This window comes from Roseivivax sediminis (assembly GCF_900112685.1).
GTDB classification, from domain to species: Bacteria; Pseudomonadota; Alphaproteobacteria; order Rhodobacterales; family Rhodobacteraceae; genus Roseivivax; species Roseivivax sediminis.
Map to the genome: position 1 here is coordinate 567604 of NZ_FOMS01000001.1, position 22537 is coordinate 590140.

The following is a 22537-nucleotide window of genomic DNA, read 5'->3' on the forward strand; positions in this document are numbered from 1 at the left end:
ATGGCGGAAACCCGCGCGCGTCGGCGCGCGGGTCGTCTCCGGCCGGATCTCAGCTCTCGAGCCAGACGTATTCCGCGAAGGCATAGCCCATCTGGCCGCCCAGCGGGTTGGGCCGCAGACCTTTCAGGCTGTCCGCATGTGCGTCGACGCCCGAGAGGAAGGCGGGAATGATGGTGCCAGCGTCGTTTGCGACCATTTCCTGCATTTCCCAGTAGATCTGCGTCCGCTTTTCCTCGTCCAGAGAGCCGCGCGCCTCGACCAGCATGCGGTCGAATTTCTCGGACTGATAGCGGCTCTCGTTCCAGGGCGCGTCCGACTGGTAGAGCAGCGAGAACAGGATGTCGGGTGTCGGCCGCGGATTGATGTTGCCGAAGTGGATCGGCGATTTCAGCCAGTAGTTCGACCAGTAGCCGTCCGCCGGCACGCGCTGGACCTCGAACGGCATGCCGATCTGCTGGCCGGCCTGCTGCACCACGACTGCCATGTCGATTGCCGAATTTGCCGCGCTCGAGGTGACGATCGGGACCGACTGGCCCAGCACCCCGGCTTGTTCAAAGAGCGCGCGCGCCCGTTCGGGGTCGAACTCTTTCGCCGGCAGGTTGGGGTTGTGGTAGCGGTTGCTCGACGACACCGGCTGGTCGTTGCCGATCTCGGCAAGGCCGCGCAGGATCGACTGCTGTACCGCTTCGCGGTTCATCAGGTACTTCATGCCCTCGATAAAGCCCGCCTTTTGGCCGGGGTCCATGTCGAGCCGGATGTTGAGGTTCGTGTAATTGCCCGAATTGGTGACGGAGGTCACCACGCCCGGCTGGCCTTCAAGCATCCGCATGGACCGCGGGTTGATCGCCGCGGCGAGGTGGATGTCACCGGACAGAACGGCGTTCACCCGCGCGTTGTTATCGGTGATCGCGAAATACTCGAACGTGTCGACGTAGGGACCTTCTGCCTTGAAGTAGTTCTCGTTCCGGACACCGAGCGACCGCACGCCGGGCTCGAACGTCTCGCACACGAAGGCGCCTGTGCCGTTCGCGGTCGAGAAATCCGTCGTTCCGTCGGCGACGATCATGAAGTGGTGCAGCGACAGGATCGTCGGCAGATCGGCATTGGCCTCGGTCAGCACGATCTTCACCGTGCGGTCGTCGACCGCGGTGATCTCCGTCATCTGCTTGGCGATGGAGTTGACCTGGGAGCCGACGGACTCGTCGAGGTGGCGACGCAGCGAATAGACCACGTCCGCCGAAGTCAGCGTCTTGCCGTCATGGAAGGTGACGTCGGGCTTGAGGGTGATCTGCCAGGTCTTCGCATCCGAGCTTTCGACCGTGTCGGCCAGTTCCATCTGCACCTCGCCCGCCTCGTCGAGGAAGGTCAGGCGGTTGTAGAAGGCGCAGCAGCGCGTGTAGTCGGTCGAAAGCGACGCCTTGGCCGGATCGAGCGTGTCGGCGGTCGAGGCCGACCAGCCGGCCGCGCGCAGATCGCCGCCGGTTTTCGGGGTCTGCGCCACGGCCTGGCCGGCGCGCAGCAGAAGCGAGCTGCCGGCGCCGAGCGCCACACCCGAGCCCATCAGCATTTTCAGAAGCTCTCGGCGGCTCGCGCCCCGCCGGATCGCCTGCTCGACCATCGCGTCGTCGCGGTCGGTCCAGTTCGTCGGTGTCTTGTGCGTCATGACAATATTCCCTGTTGCTGGTTTATCCGTCCCGGTCTTGTGCCGGGCTGGCTGGATTCCGTGGCGGCCTCAGCGTCCGGCAAGCGCCGCATCAACGGCATCCGCAAGCTCGGACAAGGCGCGGAAGTGATAGTCGGGCCGAGTGAAGGCATCGGGCTCGATCGTGCCGCCGTAGCCGGCTCGGTCGTGGCGCCGTTCGATCCAGACATTGGTCATGCCGAGATCGCGGGATACGCCGATATCGTGGTACTGGCTCTGGGCGGTATGGAGTATGTCGCCCGGCGCCGCGCCCTCCCCGGAAAGCGCGTCGAAGACGTGCCGGAAGAACGCCGGATCGGGTTTCTCACAGACGGTGTCGTCCACCGTGAAGCTGGCATGGAATGGCTGGCCGAGCGCCTCTGCGTAGCGCTCGAACGCCCACCGCTGAGCGTTTGTCATCGCCACAAGCTTGTAGTGCCGGCCGAGCCGCGCCAGCGCCTCCACGCTGTCCGGGAACGGTCGCGCATCGCCCATCGCGGTGACCATGGTCCGGCGCGCATCCTCGGTGTCGGGAAGGCCGAACTCGGCCGCGATCACACTGTAGCACCGCGCCAGATCGTCCGGGAAACGGTTCGCGCCCGGTTGCCGGCGCGCGTCGCGGTAGGTCACGAGCGCGGCTTCGATGTCCACGTCGATGCCGTGCGCCGCAGCGATCTGCGACAGCCCGTGCCGAATGGCTCCCTCGAAATCGATCAAGGTCCCGACAACGTCGAAACTCATGTAGGTGAACGCCGTCACTGGCTTGGCTTCGGTCGTTGTCGCCATGCGCTAAGGGCCCTTTCCTGGCTGTCCCGCCCCGCGGGCAGTGTGCTTCGTATCAGTGTGTCGTGGATGACGTCGCGTGATTTGCCGAAGCCGGCGGGCAAAGCGGCAGATTGTTTCGAATAGCCCCCCGGCCCGGCAGATTCCCCCGGTTGCCGCCCATCAGTAACCGCGCTGCGGATCAACGCGGCCAGGGATCGCATGCCCCGCCCGCGCGGCCGAGACCACGGACAGCGCGTGTGCGGCGCCCTCTTCGGCATCGGTCTGGGCAGCGACATGAGGTGTCACCAGAACCTTGGGATGGCGCCACGCCCAGTGATCCGCCGGCAACGGTTCGGGATCGGTCACGTCAAGCATTGCCGCCTTCATGTGCCCGCTGTCGAGGGCCGCGCGCAGGGCCGCCATGTCGAGCTGCGCACCGCGTCCCGCCTGCACGAGCGCAGCGCCCGCGGGCAGATGTGACAACAACTCTGCGTTCAAGACACCATGCGTCGCGCCGGTCAGGGGCAATAGACAGATCAGGATGTCGGTTCTACCGAGGAAGCTGACGAGATCATCCTGCGCGAACATCTCGACGTCCTCGACGGGAGCTCCGGAGCGGCTCCATCCTGCGACCGCGAAGCCGAGCCCTGTCAGACTCCGGGCCGCGAGCCGGCCGATCCGGCCCATCCCCATGATACCGACCCGGCGGCGTGCCGCGTCCGGCGCCGGCATCGGCGCCCATTTTCCCTGCGCCGATTGCGCGATGTAGACCGGCAGGTCACGGTAAAGCGCCAGCGCCGCCATCACCACGTAGTCGCGCACCATCTGCTCGATCCCCGGAGCGAGCGTGCGCACCAGCGTCACGCCTTCGGGCAAGGGTGGCATCTGATCGACACCGGCCCCGACGCTGATGACAGTCTTGAGCGCGGTATAGCGCGCGATGTCTGCCGGCGGCGTCCAGCAGGCAAGATGCAGGACCTCGCCCGGGTCGCGCACGTCAGCCGCATCCACCAGCAACCGTTCGCCCGCCTCGGCGAAGACACGGCCCCAGACCTCGGCGCGTTCGGGCGTGGACAGAAGGAGCGTCGTCACGTGCGCAGCACCGCGCGGATCTCCGGGTCCTCGAGGGTCAGGTCCAGAACCGTCCTTGTGCGTTCGACGATACCGTCTATATCGTCGGCCGTACTGCAGAGCGGCGGGGCATAGCCGAAGACACCTGTCGGGAAGGCCCGCAGCACGAGCCCGGCCTCCCACGCGCGGTCGAAGAGGCGCGTCGCCGGCTGGACCTCCGCCGGCAGCGGCGTCTTGGCCGCCTTGTCTGTCACAAGCTCCAGCGCCGCCAGCATCCCGCGCCCGCGCACGTCGCCGACAAGCGGGTGGTCCGCCAGGTCCTTCAAACCGGCCTGCAGCCGGGCGCCCATCGCCCGGCCGTTGTCGAGAAGTCCCCCTTCGTAGAGCGCCAGCACCTCGCGTCCGACCGCCGCCGACACGGGATGCGCCGAATAGGTGAAACCGTGGCCGACCGCCTTGGGGCCCGCGCCGTCCGCAATGACATCGTAGACCCCGTCGCTCAGGAAGACCGCCCCCATCGGCGCGTAACCCGAGGTGAGACCCTTCGCGACAGTCATCATGTCCGGCACGATGCCTTCGTCGTCGCAGGCAAAGAGCGGCCCGGTGCGGCCAAAGCCGGTGATGACCTCGTCCGCAACGAACAGCACCCCGTGCTTGGTGCAGACGTCGCGCATCGCCTTGATCCAGCCCGCCGGGGGAACCAGAACGCCGCCTGACCCCTGGATCGGTTCGACGTAGAATGCCGCGACACGCTCCGCCCCGATCCCTGCGATCTTGGCCTCAAGCTCTTCGACCGAGGCGGCGATCACCGCCTCGGGGTCGTGCGCGTTGGGGTTGCGGTAGAGATCGTGAGACGAAATCTTGTGCTGCCAGTCATAGGGCAGCCCGAAACCTTCGTGGAAGGCCGGAAGCGCCGTCAGACCCGCGCCGCCCGCCGTCGAGCCGTGATAGCCTTGGGCGACGGAAATGAACTGATCGCGCTCCGGCGCGCCTTTCGCGTGCCAGTAATAGCGAACGAAGCGGATCGTGCTGTCGACCGCGTCCGACCCGCCGAGCGTGAAGTAGACGCGATTCAGATCGCCCGGCGCACGCTCGGCCAGCTCTGCCGCCAGCCGGATCGCGGGCTCCGAGCCGAGATCGAAATACCCCGTGGCATAGGGCAGTTTGCGCAACTGTTCGGTCGCCGCCTCCACGATGCTGTCCTGGCCATAGCCGGCATTGACGCACCAGAGGCCTGCGAAGCCGTCGATCAGCTCGCGACCCTCGGCGTCGACCACCCGGGCGCCGTGGGCGGAGCGCAAGACGCGCACGCCCCGCGCCTCGTGCCCGCGATAGGACGACACAGGATGTACGAGGTGCCGCCGGTCGAGGTCGACAAGAGAATTGCTCAGCATGATCGTTGTCTCCGAGGTAGTCATCCCAGCGCCTGCGAGACGAGCGCGTATGTCGAATATTCGGTGGACGGGCGTGCGCCCGCCTTCCGTGTCATTGCGGTTCCGCCGCCGGCATGGACGAGCCCGAGCGTCTCGGCGTGTTCGCCAAGCGCGTGGCTCTCCGGCATGTCGACCCGCAGGAAGCTGCCGGCAGAGCGGCGTGCCGCCTCGCTCATCAGGGCCCGTGCCGCGGAATCGCTCTTTGCCAGGATCGGGCCGAGAACGCGGCCCCGTCCGAAAGGGCGGACCATCGCGACCCCGCCATCCGTCTGCAGCGCCTCCCCCGCGGCCGCGATGGCCTCCAGAAGGCGCGAGCGGGACAGACCGGTTGCGGCACGGTCCAGATTTACAAGCTGCGAAACGTGGTCTTTCCCGGCGGTGGCGACCGGTTGTTCCGGCGCCGTTGAGACCGCTATCCCCTGATGCTGGACGATCTGCCCCGTCGCCTCGAAGCCGAGCTTGCGATAGAGCGGCAATCCCATCTCGGTGCCGACGAGACGGCATTCGCGATCGCCCGCGATCTCCAGCACCGCTTCCATCAGGCGACGGCCAAGCCGGCGGCCGCGCATGTTCTCGTCCACAATGATCATGTTGATCGCCGCGACCGGACCGAAATCGCTGCAGAGCGCCGTGCCCACGACATTGCCGCCCGCAACGGCGGCAACGCCGCGAGAGACGGAAAGGACCATGCGCCAGTCCTCTTCGCGATGCGGCCATCCGACCTCCGCGGACAGCCGCATCGCTCCCGCCAAATGGGCGTCAGCGAACGGCTCCAGCGTGATCGCCCGGCCCGTTTGGTCTTCGGTCTGATAGTCCATCATCGTCTTCGCAATCTGATCGTCCGGTTGCCTTCAGATTACATCCGAGCTGGCGGTATGATCGTCGGCATCCCGAAGCGGTGCCACGCGTTTGCGTTGCGTCAAGGCGCCGGCACCGCAGGATATGCCGCTCATTCGGCGAGACCGCGCCCGAGGGCGCGTATCATCGCGGTGGCCGCCTCGAGTTCATCGACGCGCAGGTATTCTTCGGGCCTGTGCGCGCGGGCGATGTCGCCGGGGCCGCAGACGATGGCCGGGACGCCCGCCTCCTGATAAAGGCCGGCCTCCGTGCCGAAGCTGACAGCACCGATCGGGCTGCGCCCCGCGAGGCGTTCGGCCAGCGCGGCGAGCGGCGCATCCGCCGGCAGCGCCAGTGCAGGGTAGCGCGACAACCACTCGACTTCGCACGAGTCTGCGGCGGCTATGACCGGTTCGAGCACCTCCTCTGGATCGACACCGGAAATGGCGCGCGCCTCGATAAGCACTTCGGCCCGGTCAGGGACGATGTTGATCGCCTGTCCGCCTGCGATGATGCCGGCTTGCAGGCTCGACCACGGAGGCGCGAATCGCGTGTCCGTCGGCCCCTTCTCGAGTGACGCGGCCCGGCTGACGACCGACGCCAGGACCGGCGCCAGCCTGTGGATGGCGTTTACCCCGAGATCCGGGCGAGAACTGTGTCCTGCACGCCCCGTGGCACGGATCGCGACGGCCGCCTTGCCCTTATGCGCCAGGACCGGGGCCAGCCCTGTCGGCTCGCCGACGATGCATCCGAGCGGCGGCGCGCAGAGGCTCGGCAGCGCCGCGATCATGTGGGGCACGCCGCGACAGCCCGCCTCCTCGTCATAGGACAGCGCGATGTGGATCGGCGTCGAGAGGTGCATGGCGGCAAGGTCAGGCAGCGCAGCCAATATCGCGGCGACGAACCCCTTCATGTCGCAAGCGCCCCGTCCGATCAGCCGGTCGCCGTCGCGCCGTAACCGGAAGGGGTCGCCCTGCCAGTCGGGCTCTGTGGCTGGCACGACGTCGACATGCGCCGAGAGGATATAGCCGGGCCGGCAAGGATCGCCGATCGTGGCGAAGAGATTCTCGCGGTCGCCCTCGGGGCCGGTCATCCTGTGGCAGGATAGGGCGACGCGGTCCATCCGTTCGGCGACATAGTCCATGATCGCCCCGTTGGGCGTGCCGACCACGCTGTCGAACCCGACGAGGTCCGCAAGTATCGCCGTTGCGCTGTCGTCTGTCATGTCGTGCGACCTTCGCTCAATTTCTGCCGGATCAGGATATCGCCGCGCCAACGGCAACGAGCGCGGAAGACGGCCCGGCCGTGGCACCATTTGCCGCCCGGACGCGACGAAACGGAATTTCCTGCGCCGAATGCGCGAAACGCGGCAAGCTGTGTGGCACGAAGCGGAAGATGATGGGTGCAACGAAGCCCGTCAGGAGAGACCGCCCATGCCCGTGCGCCCCAAATTCATCACCTTCGACTGTCATGGTACCATGATCTTCTTCGACATGGCCGGGGCGGCGCGCGACCACTACGCCGCGCAGCTGTCACCGGAGGCAATGGACAAGTTCATCCGCGACTTCTCGGCCTATCGGCTCGACGAGGTTCTTGGCGCTTGGAAGCCTTATGCCGATCTCGTGCACAACGCGCTGGAGCGCACCTGCCGTCGCAACCGCGTCGCCTTCGATCCGGCGGTGGCCGACGACATCTACGCCCGGGTGCCGACCTGGGGCCCCCACCCCGACGTGCCCGCGGGCCTCGCCAAGATCGCGGGAGAAATCCCGCTCGTGGCTCTCACCAATTCGATGAACAGCCAGATCCAGTCGAACATCGAAAAGCTGGGCGCGCCCATCGCGCATGTCTACACCGCCGAGGACGCGCAGGCCTACAAGCCGCAGATGCGCGCCTTCGAGCACATGTTCGACCAGCTCGGCTGCGGGCCGGAGGACGTGCTGCATGTCTCGTCGAGTTTCCGCTACGATCTGATGACGGCGCACGACCTCGGGATCACCAACAAGGTGTGGGTGAATCGCGGTCACGAACCCGCCAACCCGTATTACGGCTACACCGAGATTTCCGACGTCTCGCAGCTTCCTGCCGTCGTCGGACTCTGAGCCGCCATGAAGTACGAGTCATACTGGCACGACACCGCCGAGTCTTTCCTCGATGCCGAACCCGGCCCCGTGGAGGGCAGCTTCGATGTAGCGGTGATCGGCGGCGGCTTCACGGGGCTGAACGCCGCGCGCAGCCTGGCGCGCGCGGGCGCGCGGGTCGCGCTGCTCGAGGCACGGCATGTCGGCTTCGGCGCTTCCGGGCGCAATGGCGGCCATCTCAACAACGGCATGGCGCACGGCTACGCCGACGCCAAGGCCCATCTGGGGGCCGAGCGCGCGCATGCTCTCTACAAGGCCTACGACCGGTCCATCGACCTGATCGAGGACATCGTCGCCGAAGAGCGCATCAACTGCGACTTTCGCCGCTCGGGCAAGCTCAAGCTCGCCTCGAAACCGTCGCATGTGGAGGGCATGCATGCCAACTACGAGCTGATCCGCCGTGAGGTGGATCCCGATACCGCATGGCTTGACCGCTCGGACCTCTCCGGCGAAGTGGGATCGCAGGCGTTCCACGGCGGGATGCTCTACCGAAAATCCGCGATGATGCATATGGGCCGCTTTGTGACCGGTCTGGCCCGTGCCGCGAAGGCGCGCGGTGCGTCCATCTGGCATGAGGCTCCGGTTACGGGACGCGCGCGCATGGGCGACGGCTGGGCCCTGTCAACGCCACGCGGAACGTTGCAGGCCAGGACCGTAATCGCCGCCACCGGAGCCTATTCCGGCGAGGTACCGTCCGCCCCGCTGCGCTACTTCCGTCGGCGCCTGATCTCGGTCGGCTCGTTCATCGTCGCAACCAGGCCGCTAAGCGGGGAGGAGGCCGTCTCGGTCATGCCCGGCGACCGGACTTGCGTGACGTCGATGAACATCGGCAACTATTTCCGCCTCTCGCCGGATCGCCGGCTGATTTTCGGAGGCCGCGCGAGGTTCTCGGCCACCTCGGACCAGCGCTCCGACGCGAGGTCCGGCGAGATCCTGCGCCGGGGGATGGAGCAGATTTTCCCCCAACTCCAAGGCATCGATATCGACTACTGCTGGGGCGGTCTCGTCGACATGACCAAGGACCGACTGCCGCGCGCGGGCGAAGCCGACGGTCTTTTCTATGCCATGGGCTATTCCGGCCACGGCGCCCAGATGTCGACGCTCATGGGACAGGTTCTTGCCGACATGGCGTGCGGCAAGGCCGGAACAAATCCGCTAGACGGACTTTCCTGGCCGGCGATTCCGGCCCATTCCGGCAAACCGTGGTTCCTGCCGCTCGTGGGCCTGTGGTTCGGGCTGAAGGACCGGCTGTCCTGACGTCAACCGAGCGACTGGGCAGCCAAGCCGAAGATGCGCACGCCCTCGCGCGGACGGCGGTCATTGCCGATATACATCTCCGTCACGGTGTCGAACACGCCCATGCCGGCGGCGGCTAGAAATCCTCCGAAGCGCTCGCCCCGATCAGGCGTGTCGATGCGGAGAAAGCGGCCCTCGGCGCGCTGTACGAACGGCGCGGCAAGCATCATCGCGACTTGCTCGTCATCGGCAACGAGCGGACCGATCACCTCGCCCCGGCCGAACCGCCGACACAGCGCGTAGCCGCAAGGCTCGTTGTCCCGAACGGCCACGACCCCCTCCGTCATCGCAAGGAGGTATTCAAGAGTACGTTGCCGTCCCGCGCCGAAGGCGACGAGATCGAGGGCACGCACCGCGGAGTGATCTTCCGTCCGCATCTTGCGCACTGTGACGCCCTCCGCGGCGCACGGCGCCTCCACGCGCGTGACGATACCCTGATGCTGGCGAATGACGTCCACCGGGATGAAGCCGGCGCTTTCGTAAAGCCGGTATCCGGACCGCGTGGCGCTTAGCCGCATATCGACGCCGGGCCGTTCTTCCATCAACCGGCGCAGCAACCAGCGCCCTGCCCCATGCGATTGCAGGCGGGGCGGAGTTACCATCATGCCCAGGAAGTTCACTTCCTCGCCGTCGCCGAACGCCATTGCAGAGGCCATCGGCCGGCCGATGGCGTCGACGGCAACATACCCGCACCCCAGATCGACGAAAAACCGCAGATCATCGCGCCGGTGCGGCCAGAACACGCCGATGGTCAGTTCGTGCAGAAGCTCGATATGGGCGTACGAGATCTCGAGGACCCTGGCATCGTAGCTATCGATCCGCAAATCCGGACGTTCCTCGGAACTCGAGCGGCCTTCGTGGTCCTCATCGGCCGCATGACGAGTTTCCTGTGTTTTCCTTCGCATCGGTTCGCTTCCGTTCATTCACGCCGAATACCCAAAGTAACCTCGAAACAGCAGTCTTTACTGCCGTTCCTGTACGCTTGGTATCGTAGATCTGCTGAAGAGAGTTTCCGCCTCCCTCGCAACCGATGATATCGGCTCTTCGCGGCGGCTCGCCGCAAGCCTGTTGACCAGATTGCCGCCAGACTCGCTTCCGGAGCGGCCGCAGAACCGAAAACTCCTGTAACAGGCATCGTCGCGCCGCAACGGGGAAGGCCCGCGATCATCGGCGAGTGCGATGACGCGGGCGGGGTCTACTGCCTCGACGACGGCTATCATCGTTCGTGCGCCCAATGCCGGCGACGACCGGCTCTTCGTGCTCCGCCTCTGGCAGATCCGGACGACGCCGAGCGAAATGGCCGTCTGTGATGCGCACGACCGATCACAGCCGGAGTGCCCTTCCCCGCACCCATTTATCCCACGGCCCCTGTGATCGTTGTTCCGAGCGTGATGAAGACATTGAGACGGCCGCCCCCGCCCACAGGTCCGCGAGCCGGCTGTCGCCGTCCCCGTCCGTCAGGCCGTATCTGCGCACGAGCTCAAGCCCAGATCTCTCGACGGTTCCCACGCTCCACACCCCGCGAGATGTGAACCAAAACCGCGTAGAGCCGGGCGGATCGCTGCTGGAGCAACGGATATCCTCCCGGAAGGGATGAATTTTTCTGGATCATGGCTGGGGTGGTAGGATTCGAACCTACGGTACACGGTACCAAAAACCGCTGCCTTACCGCTTGGCTACACCCCAACTGGCGCGCTACTTACGTTGTGGCTCCGGCAGGATCAAGTCCTGCATCGGCAAAAATACCGTCTTACGTGCGATGGCCCGAGGGTCACGCCGCGTCGTCGCAATCGGCAAACACGACGCGGCTGCGTCCCGCGCTCTTGGCCGCGTAAAGGGCGGCGTCGGCCGCCTCTATCAGGCGTCCCGGAGCGCCGATGGGACCGCCTCGGTGACACGCGATTCCGACGCTCGCTGAAATCTGCAGAAGCTGGCCCCGGTAACGCACCGGAACCTTGATCCGCGCGATCAGACGCTCCGCCGTCCGGCGCAGCGTTTCCGGGTTCGGCGGGGTCGGCACGATCACGAGGAACTCGTCGCCACCGATCCGCGCAGCGAGGTCGCCACGGCGCGTGCCGGCGACCATCGCATCGGCCACCGCCTCCAACACGCGGTCGCCGGCGCCGTGCCCGAACGTGTCGTTGACCGCCTTGAAGTGGTCGAGGTCGATCTGCATGACCGCGAACGGGTCCTGCCGCGCGGCGAGGCCGGCAAGCTCGACCTCCACCGCCCGGCGGTTGCGCAGCCCGGTCAGCGTATCGGTGTGGGCCTGTTCTTCCGCCATCAGCCGCGCGCTCTGAAGCCGCTGGTTGAGCTGCAGCGCCGAATCCATCGCCGCCGATTTCGATTCGATCAGAAAGAGCATCTCGACCGTGAGATCGGTGGGCGGAAAGTCGGCGCTGGTCAGCGGGTGGTCGCGCAGCGCCGAGGCGACCGCGATCCCGAAGGACAGGTCCACGACGCCGCCGCCCGTGTCGGCGGCGACGAAGTGCCCGGCGAACGGTGTGTGCGGCGGGCGGCGCAGCTTTAGCCGCAGGCGCCGGAGGCTGAACCGGACAAGATCGTCCAGCGAATGCACGCCACGCGGACTCGTGACCTCGAAGAGATCGAAGAGCGGCGTGCCCTCGGGCGACGGAGATCGGACGACCTTCGCCAGCGTCGGCCCGATCCGTGTGATGCGTCCGCCGCCATCGACGGCCAGATGCATCGGGCAAAGCCGGTCGAGCATGGCGGCGGGGATGCTCATGCCGCGCCCTCGGCGAGGTCTGCGCCGCCGAGCAGGAAATCGCGCCCTTCGGCGAAATCGCACTCGATCACGGTAACGCGGACGCGGTCGCAATCGCCGTGGCCTCCGACATGCTCGAGCAGAGCCAGCACGCCGAAATCGTCCGCCATTGCCCGCACCAGCCCGGCAATGAGCTCCGAGAAGCCCGGAAGGGCATTGCGGCACAGGATCTCGAACCTGCCATCGCCCTCACCGAGCACTTCGATCTCGGGCAGGGCAAGGTCGGGCAGCACGAGAGCGACACGGTCCGGCAGATCCTCCAGCGAATGCAGGAAATCGACGAAGTCGACACCGCAGAACCGCAACAGCCGGCGAATCGACTGCGCGTTCGGATGCGACACCAGATAGGTCCCGACATCCTCCAGCACGCCGCCGATGGGCCGGCGGAACTCCGCCTCGACCGCGCGCATCAGCCGGTCCGACTGGTCGGCGTCATGGCGCAGCCGCGCGTCGATTTCGACGCGCCGCAGACCGGCAACGCCGAGCACCTGGTCCCAGCGCGCCGCGCCATAGGTGTCCTCGACGAACACCTTGAGCATCCGAGTGATCAGGACATGCATGTCGAACCCCATCTCTCCCCGCCGCGGAGAGTGGCAGAAGAACCTTAAGAGAGGGGGAACGCATTCAATTTATCCGAAACTCCACGGTCTCGCCGCATTCGGCGGCGCGCCTCAGGTCCATTCGGGCAGATCGCCTCCGGGCAGGATCGCGCGCGCCTGCATCGGCGCGGCGTAGTCGATCCCCGTCTCGTCGCAAAACCGGGTGAGCCAGGCATCGTCCATCAGCAGGAAGTCCAGCACCGCCGCCTGGAAGGCCGGATCGCCGATACCTTCGCGCATCGTGGCCTCGTCGGCGCCGGTCGAACCCATGAAGACGGGCAGAAGCTCCTCGTCCGCCGCAAGCCAGGCGATCGCTTGCAGACCGATCGTCTCGGCGTGATCCCGCGAAATCGTCACAATTTGTACCTCTCCGGACAACCATTTCTTAACCAATCTCAAGAAAGACTGACAGCGACAAGACGGTCGGGAGGCTGCCCTCCCCCGTGACCAAGAGGAACGCGATGACCGGACGGATCCTGGTTGTGGACGGCACGGCGACGCACCGGATCATCCTGCGGGTGAAGCTGGGCTCTGCCTTTTACGACGTGGCGCAGGCCGCCAGCGGGACCGCGGCTCTGGAAGAGGCGCTGCGCACCCGGCCCGACCTCGTCCTCGCCGCCAACCGGCTGGAGGACATGACCGGGGCGGAACTCTGCCGCAGGCTGCGGCCGCTGTCGCCCTCCCGCGATCTGCCGGTCATCCTGATCCAGTCGTCGGATGACCCGGCCGGGCGGCTCGAAGCGCTGCGCGCCGGCGCCGAGGATACGTTGGCCCGCCCGCTCGACGAGGTTCTGCTCTTCGCCCGGCTGCGCAGCCTTCTGCGCGCGCGCGAAGCGGAGCGGGAGCTGCGGCTGCGCGACGACACCGGCCGCGCGCTCGGGCTGGCCGAAGACGCCTCGGCCTTTGTGCCGCGCGCGCGCGTGGCGCTGGTGGAAGCGCCGGGCGCCGATCGCGGTGCCATCGCCACCGGTCTGCGCGATCTGGCCAACGCGGATCTGGCCAGTTGCACCCGAAAGGACGTGCTGCAGGGCCGCGCCGCCGCCACCGACCTCTTCGTGCTGGTCGAGGGACCGGGCGGCGCCGCGCTCGACCTGCTGAGCGAAGTCCGCTCGCGACCGGACACGCGCCGCGCCGCCATTCTCTACATCGCCGCCGAAGGGCAGCGACGCGAGGCGGCGACGGCGCTCGATCTGGGTGCCGACGACCTGGTGATCGGCGCCGCCCTCCCCGAGGAACTGACCCTGCGGACCGAGAAGCTGATGCAGCGAAAACGTGTCACGGACCGGCTGCGCGCCAGCATGCAGGAAGGGCTGCGCGCCGCGCTGACCGATCCGATGACCGGCCTTTACAATCGCCGTTACGCGCTGCCGCACCTGGAGCGCATCGACGCGGCGGCGCAGCGCAGCGGCAAGCCCTATGGCGTGCTGATGCTGGACATCGACCGCTTCAAGACCATCAACGACGGATACGGCCACGCGGTCGGCGACCTGGTCCTGACCGATATCGCGCGGCGGCTTCAGCACAACCTGCGCGCCGCCGACCTCCTCGCGCGGCATGGCGGCGAGGAATTCCTGGTCATCCTGCCCGATACCGACGCCGACCAGACGCTGAACATCGCAAATCGGCTCTGCGCGCGAGTGCGCGAGGTGCCGGTGAAGATCGGCGCCGGCCTGCCGCCCCTGCCGGTGACGATCAGCGCCGGGGCGACGGTCGGCCCCGCGGCCTCGGGGCTGGAGACCGGCGCGCTGATCGCGGCGGCCGATCATGCGCTCTATGCCGCCAAGGAGGCCGGCCGGGACCGCGCCGTGGGCACGCGGGTGATGCCTCACCTGTCGCCGAAGCGGGCGATCTCGGCTTCCAGCCGGTCGGCATAGGCGGCGCGCGCCTCGGGCGTCAGGCCGGCGAGGAACTCCACCAGCACCGCCTGCCCGCGGGTCCGCCGCGCGGCGGCGCGCTCGGCCTGCTCGGACATCGCTCGCGCCAGCGCGGCGCGGTCGAAGGGCTCGGCCCGCAGCACGCGGGCCGCGGCCTCGTAGCCGCCGACGAACCGCGCCCGCCGCGCCGAACGATCTTCCCCGCCCTCTTGCAGGCTGCGCCGGAACGACTCGCGCAGGGCCCCCCGCTGCGCATCGTCGAGCGCGCGGATATAGGGAAAGGACGGATCGCCCCCGTGCTTTTCGGCGCCGCGATGCGGCGGGCCGTCGCCCAGCACCACACCCGCAAAGACGCCCGCCACCAGAAGGTTCAGCGCCAACGACACGAAGAGGGCCGGCGCCAGCCAGCGCCGCCGGGATTTATCCTCGCCCATCGCTCACTCCTCGTACCAGGCCAGGTCGTAGGCCGAGACCGGGTCGACCAGTAGCTCCGCCTCGCCCGTGTCCCAGAGCGCGGCCGCCAGGGTCTCGGGCGGGCGCACGCCGATGAAGAGCCCCAGCGCCAGCGCCGCCGCCAGCCCGGCACCCTGCCAGCGCAGCCCGGCCATCATCCGCGGCAGCCTGCGCGCACCGCGCTGCCGTGCCGCCGCGCGCGCCTCCTGCTGGGCCAGGCCGTCGGCCGCGATGCGCGCCAACAGCGCGTCCGGTGGCTCCGGCGGTGCGGCGCGGGCGGCCTCGAAACAGGAATCCAGCTCTCGTGAGGCGGGGTCGGGGCGGTCGTCAGGTGTCCGTGTCGGCATATCCAAGCTCCTCGCGCCGCCCCGACAGGATCGTCTCGAGCGCGCGCTTGCCCCGCGCGGTGAGACTTTCCACCGCCCGCGGGCCGATGTCCATGATCCGGGCGATCTCGGGATTGCCCAGACCCTCGATGTGGCGCAAGACCACCGCCTGCCGCTGCCGCGCCGGCAGCTCGGAGAGCGCTGCCGCCAGCGCCGATGCGCGGTCGGCCTCGGCCAGCCGCGCATCGGCGGAGGGCGCGTCGTCCACCGGCTCGGGCACCTCGTCGAGAGGGTGGCCGCGCCGGCGCCGCATCCGGTCGATGCACAGGTTCGCCGTCACGCGGTAGAGCCAGGTGGTCACCTTCGCCTCGCCCGCGCGCCAGTCGGGCGCGATGCGCCAGAGCTTCAGCATCACCTCCTGGGCGATGTCCTCCGCCTCGGCGCGGTCGCCGAGAAGCCGGGTGGCATGGGCGAAGACGCCGGGCACCAGCCGCAGGGTCAGCGCCTGCGCCGCCGCGCGGTCGCCGGCGGCATAGCGCGCCAGCAGCTCCTCGTCGCCCGTATCGTTCATCGCATCCAGCGGCACCCGTCCTGCCCTTCGCGCTTACAGTCCCCCTCGCGGCGGGACAATCGCCGGGCAAGGCACAGCGCCCCGCCCGGCGGTCCGGCGCCGCGCTCAGTCGTCGCCGAAGGGGCCGCGGCGCCCCATGCGCTCGCGCATGATCCCGCGGGCCTCCCGCATTTCCTCCTCCGAGAGGGCGCCGTCACCGTCGCTGTCAATCTCGTCGAAGATCGCGGCACGGTCGAGCTGAGTGTCCATCTCCTCCAGGCTGATGGCGCCGTCGCCATCGCTATCGAGCCGGGCGACCATGCGCTCCGCCCGGGCGATGCGGCGCGCTTCGCGCTGCGCTTCCGCGTAGGCGGCCATTTCCTCGGCCGTCACCGCGCCATCGCCGTCGGCATCCATCGCGGCGAATCGGGCCGCGGCCGGGTTCTCGAATTCCTCCCGGCTGATCGTGCCGTCGCCGTCCGCATCGAGCCGGCCCCCATGACCGCCGTAGCCGGGGCCGCCGGGTCCGCGGTCGCCGTGATGCCAGCCGTAGCGCCCCGCGTCATTCGCTTGCGCCTCGGCCAGGTCCGCGCCCAGCGCCGCGGTCGCGGCGAGCACCGCGCCCATCGTGAAGATTGCTCGTTTCATCGTCGGATCCTTCCCGGTTCTCGGTGTCGTTCCCGCCACGTGGCACGCGCGCCGGTCGCGCTGCGGGTCCGATCAATGAAACGTGGCGGGCGGCGCGCTCCGTCGCGATGCGGCGTGGCCCGGGATCACGGATCCGTGATAATGGTGCCGGGACCGCGCGACATGCCGCCGCCTTTCGCCCGCCACACCCAGGGTCCATCCTGCACACGCAGCAAACAGGAGTGTTCGCTATGACCCCCCAGAGCAAGCCGAGCATCGAAGCAGAGCCGATCCGCGCCACGTGGCCGGCGCTGATGCGCGGCTGGCGGCGGCGCTGCCCGTCCTGCGGGACGGGGCCGCTGCTGCGCGGCTATCTCAAGGTGCGCGACACCTGCCCGGTCTGCCGCGAACCGCTGCATCATCACCGCGCCGACGACGGGCCGGCCTACCTGACGATCCTGATCGTCGGTCACCTGATGGCGCCGCTGCTGCTGTTCGTGTTCGAGACGTGGCGGCCCGAGCCCCTGACGCTCTTCACCATCTTCGGGCTTGGATGCCTCGGGCTCACGCTCTACCTTCTGCCGCGATTGAAGGGGGCCGTGGTCGCGTTCCAGTGGGCGCGGTTCATGCACGGCTTCGGCGAGGCGCGCAGCGACCTCTAGAACTCCGAGAGGCAGGATGACGAGCGAGTCCCCCCCGATCCGTGACGCGGCGACGGTGATCGTGCTGCGCAACCGCCTGACACGGCCGCGCGTGCTCATGGGCCAGCGCGGTTCTGCGGCGGTCTTCATGCCCAACAAGGTGGTCTTCCCGGGCGGCGCGGCCGATCCGGGCGACGCCGGGGTGCCGCTCGCCGCGCCGCTGGCGCCGCTCTGCGCCGGACGGGTGGCCGAGGGTGCCGGCCCGGGCCATCCGCATGTGCTGGCGGTCACCGCGATCCGGGAACTCTTCGAGGAGACCGGCCAGATCCTCGGCCGGCCCGGCACCTGGGACGGTACGCCACCCGAGGATTGGCGCGCCTTCGCGGCGACGGGCCACGTACCCGACGCCTCGGCGCTGCAGTTCGTGTTCCGCGCGATCACCCCTCCGGGCCGGCCGCGGCGGTTCGATGCGCGGTTCTTCCTCGTCGATGCGGAGGCGCTGGCGCGCGATCCCGACGATTTCTCGGCCGCCTCGGACGAGCTGTCGCATCTGCAATGGGTCGCGCTCGACGAGGTGCGGGCGCACGACATGCCCTTTATCACCGAGGTCGTGCTGGCCGAGGTCGCGGCCCGCGCGGCCGATCCGGCACCGCCCGCCTCCGTGCCGTTCTTCCGCAACGACGACGAAGAGAGCCTGTTTCTTCGCCTCGGCCGCGGAGAACCGCGCGCGGGCTGAGTGCCGGCTGCGCGGCGGAGCGGGGGATGGCGCCGCACCCCTGGAGGTGAGCGCTTTATGGCAGCCACATCCCTCCGCAATAGGGGCGGAGCACGAGGGTGACATCGCGCCAGACCGCCGGACCCGTGTCGCCATCGTCGCCAGGACCGATGGCGCCAGAATGGCGACCGTGCGCCCGGCACCTGCGGTGCTGTTCGGTCGGATGGCGCTTTGCTCAACCCGTTTTCGAGCCTCGAGGCAGGAAGACCTCTAGGGGGCACCGCATAGGTGCCTTCTTCCTAACCCCCGAAACGGCGATCAGGCGCCTGCGCTCCAAGGGCGGAACGGGCGGTCGTTAAGTTTTTCGGGGGAAGGAAAGGTCGCGCGTGTCGATTCTGCGAAGATCGCCAACCAGCGCGAGGGGTGCCCGCCCCGACTGAGGGGGCGGACACCATGTTCATAAAGGTCTCAGACCTCTTTCTTGAGCGCCTCTGCGAGGTCCGTGCGTTCCCAGGAGAAGCCGCCGTCGGCATCGGGCTCACGGCCGAAGTGGCCGTAGGCTGCGGTGCGCTCGTAGATCGGCTTGTTCAGGTCGAGATGCGTGCGGATGCCGCGCGGCGTCAGGTCGATGACCTTCGGGATCGCCGCCTCGATCGCGGCGGGGTCCACCTGACCGGTGCCGTGCGTGTCGCAGTAGATCGACAGCGGACGCGCCACGCCGATGGCGTAGGACAGCTGGATGGTGCAGCGCTCCGCCATGCCGGAGGCGACCACGTTCTTGGCCAGGTAACGCGCCACGTAAGCCGCCGAGCGGTCCACCTTGGACGGGTCCTTGCCCGAGAACGCGCCGCCGCCGTGCGGGGCCGCGCCGCCATAGGTGTCGACGATGATCTTGCGGCCGGTGAGGCCGGCATCGCCGTCGGGGCCGCCGATCACGAAGGTGCCGGTCGGGTTGACCCACCATTCGCAGTCCGGCGCGATCCAGTCGGCCGGCAGAACGTCGCGGATGTGGGGCTCCACGATCTCGCGGATCACGTCCGAGGTCTGGCTTTCGTCCGCATGCTGCGTCGACAGCACGATCTGCGTGACGCCGACCGGCTTGCCGTTTTCGTAGCGCACGGTCAGCTGCGACTTGGCGTCGGGGCCGAGAAGCGGCTCCTTGCCGGATTTGCGCACCTCGGCGAGGCGGCGCAGGATGTCGTGCGAGAACTGGATCGGCGCGGGCATCAGCGCCTCGGTCTCGTTCGTGGCGTAGCCGAACATGATGCCCTGGTCGCCAGCGCCCTCGTCGCCCTTCTCGCCGGTCACGCCCTGCGCGATGTGCGCGGACTGCTCGTGCAGAAGGTTGGTGATTTCGCAGGTCGCGTGGTGAAACTTGTCCTGCTCGTAGCCGATATCCTTGATGCATGCCCGCGTGATGTCGGGAATGCGCTCCATGTAGTCCTTCAGCTTGGCCTGATCGGTCAGACCGATCTCGCCGCCGATGACGACGCGGTTGGTGGTCGCGAAGGTTTCGCAGGCGACGCGCGCCAGCGGATCTTCGGCCAGAAGTGCGTCGAGGATTGCGTCCGAGATCCGGTCGCAGACCTTATCGGGGTGGCCCTCCGAAACGGACTCGGAGGTGAAATAGTAGGACTGTCGTGCCATATTTATAGTGCTCCATTTGATACAACTGCCACGCCAGGAAGCCGTTGTGGCAGGAAGGCCTGTCTGCGCTATACCCCCCCCGACCTAGGGTCAATGCCGCTGGCCGGATCGTTTTGACCGGGGGTGAAGCAGGATCAAGCTCAGCACAGCGCTCAGAATCGCCAGAAGCGCGGGCCAGTCGCCGGTCCGGCTGTAGAGTGTCGGAGCCAGCGCGGGCGGCAGTGGATGGTCGATATGACCGGCCTCGCCGAGTGGCAGTAATGTGCGCACGCGGCCGCCCCCGTCGATCACCGCGGAGACCCCGGTATTGGCCGCGCGCAGGAGCGGCAGACCCGTCTCGATCGCCCGCATACGCGCTTGTGCAAGGTGTTGGTACGGTCCCGACCAGGTCCCGAACCAGGCATCGTTCGTCAGTTGGAGAAGCATCCGCGGCCGCTCCGGCGCGCCGGTTACGTCCTGTGGAAAAACCGCCTCGTAGCAGATCAGCGGCAGCGCCGTTCCGAGCGCCCCGAGGTCGAGCAGCCGCGGCCCCGGCCCGGCCGAGTACCCCCCCTCCGCCCGGGCCGCGAGACCGGAAATCTCGATGTGCTCAAAAAACCATCGCGCGGGCATGTATTCCCCGAACGGCACGAGGTGATGCTTGTCGTAGACGTCGGCGATTCGGCCCCTCGGCCCGATGGCGATGGCCGAATTGTACCAATTTCCGGCCTCCTCGCGCTGGATGCCGAGGACCACGGGCACCCCTTGCGCGGCCTCGTCGATGATCTCGCGCGCCTCGTTGGAATTGTGCAGGAGCATCGGCAGCGCGGTCTCGGGCCAGACGATGAGGTCGGGGCGCGGCTCCGCCCGCGTCGCGGCGATCTGGCGCTGGAAGTAGACCGGGATCATGTCGCGCCGCCACTTGAGGTGCTGCGGCGCGTTGGGCTGCACGAGCCGCACCACGGGCGCATCCGGGGCGGTCGCCGGCGCCGGCGCGAGCGCGAGCCCGCCCAGGAGCAGCACCCCGGTGCCCAGCACAGCGCCCGCACCTGTGCGCCAGTCTCGGGCGGACAGCCCGTGCGCGGCAAGCGCGGCCAGTGCCAGCGTCACGAAGGTCAGGCCGTGCGGCCCGACGACCGCCGCCCATTGCGCGCCCGCGCTTGGGGTCCAGACATAGCCGACAAGGCCCCAGGGAAAGCCGGTCAGGACATAGGCGCGCGACAGCTCGAACAGCGCCCAGAGCGGCACGGCAAGCACCGGGCGGCCGATCCGCCAGGCCGACCAGACCGGCAGCGCCCAGAACAACGCCAGCCCGCCCGCGAGGCCCAGGAGCGCGAAGGGCGCCATCCATCCGGTAACCGCGGCATCGACGAAGAACGGCTCCACGATCCACGACAGCGACAGGCCGAAATAGCCCGCACCGAACGCCCAGGCGGACCAGCCGGCCTGCGTCGGCACCGCCAGCGACCGAAGCAGCACGAAGATCGCCACGAGTCCGAGCGGCGCGATATACCACAGATCGAACGGCGCCTGCCCGAGCCCGAAGAGTCCGCCGAATGCGGCGGCCAGCGCCAGTCGGCACCACCGCCCGAGCGCTCGCCCGCGGGCGAGCGCCGTGTCAGCCATGCTCTGCCCGAGAGGTGTGTGCGGGCGGCAGCGCCAGCGGCTGGGTGCTGCCGGGCGCGCCCGGCAGGCGCACGCGCAGCCGCTTGATCCGCCGGGGATCGGCGTCCACGACCTCGAACTCCACCCCGCCGGGATGCGGCACGACCTCGCCCCGCGCCGGCACGTGGCCGGCGAGCATGAAGACGAGGCCGCCGAGGGTGTCGATCTCCTCGCCGTCGATTTCCTCGTCGTCGGTCAGCTTGAGGCCGATCTCGGCCTCGAACTCCTCAAGAGGGGTCTTGGCGAGCGCGAGATAGCAGCCGGTCCGTTCCTGGCTGAAGTTCTTGGCCTCGTCGGTGTCGTGCTCGTCCTCGATCTGGCCGATGACCTGTTCGATCAGGTCCTCGATCGTCACCAGCCCGTCGGTGCCGCCGTATTCGTCGATCACCAGCGCCATGTGCCGTCGCTCGGCCTGCATCTTGCTCAGGAGCACACCGATCGGCATCGACGGCGGCACGAAGAGCAGCGGGCGCAGCATCCGCTTCAGGTTGAAGCGCGTGTCGCGGCCGTTGAACCCGTGCTTGAGCGCGAAATCCTTCAGGTGCGCCATCCCGATCGGCGTGTCGAGCGTGCCGGAATAGACCGGCAGGCGCGTCAGGCCCGATTCGCGGAACACCTGCACAAGGTCGTCGCGCGTGATCGTGTCCGGCACCGCGACGATGTCTGCCTTGGGGATGCACACATCCTCGACCCGCATGCGCCGCAGGTTGGCAAGGCCGGGCACGCCCTCCCGGGCGGCGCTGCCGATCGTGTCCTCGTCGTCGTCCTCGTCCTCGGCGGCATTGCCGAAGCCGAAAAAGCGGCGGAAGAAGCCGCCTTCGCTGTTGTCGCCGTTTAATTCGGCATCCGTCTCATGCGCGCTCTGCGCTGCATTAGACGACTCGTCGCTGTCACCCATCGTTTCCGGTCTGTCCTGTCTCCCACGGGGCCGTTTGCCCCGCCTCGTCGGCATATGGGTCGGCAAGACCCATTTTGCAAAGTATGTCAGCCTCGAGCCGTTCCATCAACGTGGCGTCTGCATCACGCACATGGTCGTAACCCAGAAGATGCAGAACCGCATGAATGACAAGGTGCGTGACGTGATCGGCAAGCGGAAGGCCGCCGGCCCCGGCCTCTTTCGCGCAGGTTTCAAAGGCGATGGCGATATCGCCGAGCTCTCCGGGGGCCGGCGGCGGCGGGCGGGTGCCGGAGGGCTCGGGCGCGAGATCCTCGGCCGGCCAGCTCAGCACATTGGTGGGATCCGGCTTGCCGCGGAACTCGGCATTGAGCGCGGCGATGCGCGCGTCGTCGCAGCCGAGCACCGCGATCTCGTGCGCGCCGGGGTCGAGGCCGAGATGCATCAGCGCCGCCCGCGCCGCGGCCTCGGCCAGCTCGGGCAGGCCGGCGGCGTCCCAGGGGTCGTGTTCTACGATCGTGTCGGTGAGCATGTGGCGGATCGGTGCCCCGGACCCCGGA

The 22537-nt window shown here is 68.1% G+C and carries 23 protein-coding genes, 1 tRNA gene and 1 riboswitch; of the genes, 5 read left to right on the forward strand and 19 right to left on the reverse strand.

Annotated elements, in window-relative coordinates; translation table 11 throughout:
• Positions 1-49: 49 nt before the first annotated feature.
• The 6 genes from F3H57_RS02810 to argE all read right to left on the reverse strand — a co-directional run bounded on the left by F3H57_RS02810 (position 50) and on the right by argE (position 7012).
• Positions 50-1663, reverse strand: coding sequence for an ABC transporter substrate-binding protein (locus tag F3H57_RS02810; protein ID WP_149754333.1), 1614 nt, complete (start codon positions 1661-1663; stop codon positions 50-52).
• A 69-nt stretch (positions 1664-1732) separates the two neighbouring features.
• Positions 1733-2467: an HAD-IA family hydrolase gene (locus F3H57_RS02815; protein WP_149754334.1), complete on the reverse strand. Its 735-nt coding sequence runs from the start codon at positions 2465-2467 to the stop codon at positions 1733-1735.
• A 159-nt stretch (positions 2468-2626) separates the two neighbouring features.
• Entirely contained in the window at positions 2627-3538 is a 912-nt protein-coding gene (locus F3H57_RS02820) for a 2-hydroxyacid dehydrogenase (protein ID WP_149754335.1), read from the reverse strand.
• Positions 3535-4911 (reverse strand): aminotransferase class III-fold pyridoxal phosphate-dependent enzyme, encoded by a 1377-nt coding sequence (locus F3H57_RS02825; RefSeq protein ID WP_149754336.1) that lies wholly within the window; start codon positions 4909-4911, stop codon positions 3535-3537. The genes F3H57_RS02820 and F3H57_RS02825 overlap by 4 nt, the downstream gene beginning before the upstream one ends.
• 20 nt (positions 4912-4931) lie before the next feature.
• The gene (locus F3H57_RS02830; RefSeq protein ID WP_149754337.1) at positions 4932-5768 is read right to left on the reverse strand and encodes a GNAT family N-acetyltransferase; all 837 of its coding nucleotides are present in this window, start codon (positions 5766-5768) and stop codon (positions 4932-4934) included.
• Positions 5769-5899: 131 nt separating this feature from the next.
• The gene (gene argE, locus F3H57_RS02835; RefSeq protein WP_149754338.1) at positions 5900-7012 is read right to left on the reverse strand and encodes an acetylornithine deacetylase; all 1113 of its coding nucleotides are present in this window, start codon (positions 7010-7012) and stop codon (positions 5900-5902) included.
• A 208-nt stretch (positions 7013-7220) separates the two neighbouring features.
• Here argE and F3H57_RS02840 point away from each other — a divergent pair, with 208 nt between their 5' ends.
• Entirely contained in the window at positions 7221-7886 is a 666-nt protein-coding gene (locus F3H57_RS02840; protein WP_149754339.1) for a haloacid dehalogenase type II, read from the forward strand.
• A 93-nt stretch (positions 7887-7979) separates the two neighbouring features.
• A complete protein-coding gene (locus tag F3H57_RS02845; protein ID WP_262504484.1) occupies positions 7980-9182 on the forward strand; it encodes an NAD(P)/FAD-dependent oxidoreductase in 1203 nt (400 codons plus the stop codon).
• Positions 9183-9184: 2 nt separating this feature from the next.
• Here F3H57_RS02845 and F3H57_RS02850 read toward each other — a convergent pair whose 3' ends face one another.
• From F3H57_RS02850 to F3H57_RS02870, 5 genes are all read right to left on the reverse strand, one after another.
• Entirely contained in the window at positions 9185-10144 is a 960-nt protein-coding gene (locus F3H57_RS02850; protein WP_149754341.1) for a GNAT family N-acetyltransferase, read from the reverse strand.
• Positions 10145-10832: 688 nt separating this feature from the next.
• Positions 10833-10907: transfer RNA gene (locus F3H57_RS02855), tRNA-Gln, on the reverse strand.
• 85 nt (positions 10908-10992) lie between these two features.
• Positions 10993-11967, reverse strand: coding sequence for a diguanylate cyclase domain-containing protein (locus F3H57_RS02860; protein ID WP_149754342.1), 975 nt, complete (start codon positions 11965-11967; stop codon positions 10993-10995).
• Positions 11964-12578: a heme NO-binding domain-containing protein gene (locus F3H57_RS02865; RefSeq protein ID WP_149754343.1), complete on the reverse strand. Its 615-nt coding sequence runs from the start codon at positions 12576-12578 to the stop codon at positions 11964-11966. Before F3H57_RS02865 ends, F3H57_RS02860 begins: the two co-directional genes overlap by 4 nt.
• Positions 12579-12677: 99 nt before the next feature.
• A complete protein-coding gene (locus tag F3H57_RS02870) occupies positions 12678-12962 on the reverse strand; it encodes a DUF3572 domain-containing protein (RefSeq protein ID WP_149754344.1) in 285 nt (94 codons plus the stop codon).
• A 104-nt stretch (positions 12963-13066) separates the two neighbouring features.
• On the opposite strand from F3H57_RS02870, the gene F3H57_RS02875 reads away from it, so the two are divergent.
• Positions 13067-14479, forward strand: a complete 1413-nt coding sequence (locus F3H57_RS02875) for a diguanylate cyclase (RefSeq protein WP_149754345.1) — start codon at positions 13067-13069, stop codon at positions 14477-14479.
• On the opposite strand, the gene F3H57_RS02880 is transcribed toward F3H57_RS02875, so the two are convergent.
• The 4 genes from F3H57_RS02880 to F3H57_RS02895 form a co-directional block, all read right to left on the reverse strand.
• Positions 14431-14913 carry a periplasmic heavy metal sensor gene (locus F3H57_RS02880; protein WP_149754346.1) on the reverse strand — a complete coding sequence of 161 codons (483 nt, stop codon included), beginning with the start codon at positions 14911-14913 and terminating at the stop codon, positions 14431-14433. The genes F3H57_RS02875 and F3H57_RS02880 overlap by 49 nt on opposite strands.
• Before the next feature lie 3 nt (positions 14914-14916).
• Positions 14917-15279 carry a dihydroorotate dehydrogenase gene (locus F3H57_RS02885; RefSeq protein ID WP_149754347.1) on the reverse strand — a complete coding sequence of 121 codons (363 nt, stop codon included), beginning with the start codon at positions 15277-15279 and terminating at the stop codon, positions 14917-14919.
• On the reverse strand, positions 15260-15829 hold the full coding sequence (locus F3H57_RS02890) for an RNA polymerase sigma factor (RefSeq protein ID WP_149754428.1): 570 nt from the start codon (positions 15827-15829) through the stop codon (positions 15260-15262). Before F3H57_RS02890 ends, F3H57_RS02885 begins: the two co-directional genes overlap by 20 nt.
• A gap of 105 nt (positions 15830-15934) precedes the next feature.
• Positions 15935-16456 carry an EF-hand domain-containing protein gene (locus F3H57_RS02895; protein WP_149754348.1) on the reverse strand — a complete coding sequence of 174 codons (522 nt, stop codon included), beginning with the start codon at positions 16454-16456 and terminating at the stop codon, positions 15935-15937.
• A gap of 230 nt (positions 16457-16686) precedes the next feature.
• Between F3H57_RS02895 and F3H57_RS02900 the strand changes: the two genes are divergently transcribed.
• A complete protein-coding gene (locus tag F3H57_RS02900) occupies positions 16687-17097 on the forward strand; it encodes a DUF983 domain-containing protein (RefSeq protein WP_149754349.1) in 411 nt (136 codons plus the stop codon).
• 16 nt (positions 17098-17113) lie between these two features.
• Positions 17114-17812, forward strand: coding sequence for an NUDIX hydrolase (locus F3H57_RS02905; protein ID WP_149754350.1), 699 nt, complete (start codon positions 17114-17116; stop codon positions 17810-17812).
• A gap of 447 nt (positions 17813-18259) precedes the next feature.
• Here the strand turns inward: F3H57_RS02905 and metK are convergent, their stop codons facing one another.
• The 4 genes from metK to ybeY all read right to left on the reverse strand — a co-directional run bounded on the left by metK (position 18260) and on the right by ybeY (position 22509).
• Positions 18260-19438: a methionine adenosyltransferase gene (metK, locus tag F3H57_RS02910; protein WP_149754351.1), complete on the reverse strand. Its 1179-nt coding sequence runs from the start codon at positions 19436-19438 to the stop codon at positions 18260-18262.
• 8 nt (positions 19439-19446) lie between these two features.
• Positions 19447-19494: riboswitch (SAM-SAH riboswitch) on the reverse strand.
• Between the two features lie 34 nt (positions 19495-19528).
• The gene (gene lnt / locus F3H57_RS02915; RefSeq protein ID WP_149754352.1) at positions 19529-21043 is read right to left on the reverse strand and encodes an apolipoprotein N-acyltransferase; all 1515 of its coding nucleotides are present in this window, start codon (positions 21041-21043) and stop codon (positions 19529-19531) included.
• On the reverse strand, positions 21036-21980 hold the full coding sequence (locus F3H57_RS02920; protein WP_149754353.1) for a hemolysin family protein: 945 nt from the start codon (positions 21978-21980) through the stop codon (positions 21036-21038). Before F3H57_RS02920 ends, lnt begins: the two co-directional genes overlap by 8 nt.
• The gene (gene ybeY / locus F3H57_RS02925; protein ID WP_149754354.1) at positions 21973-22509 is read right to left on the reverse strand and encodes an rRNA maturation RNase YbeY; all 537 of its coding nucleotides are present in this window, start codon (positions 22507-22509) and stop codon (positions 21973-21975) included. Before ybeY ends, F3H57_RS02920 begins: the two co-directional genes overlap by 8 nt.
• Between the last annotated feature and the right edge of the window lie 28 nt (positions 22510-22537).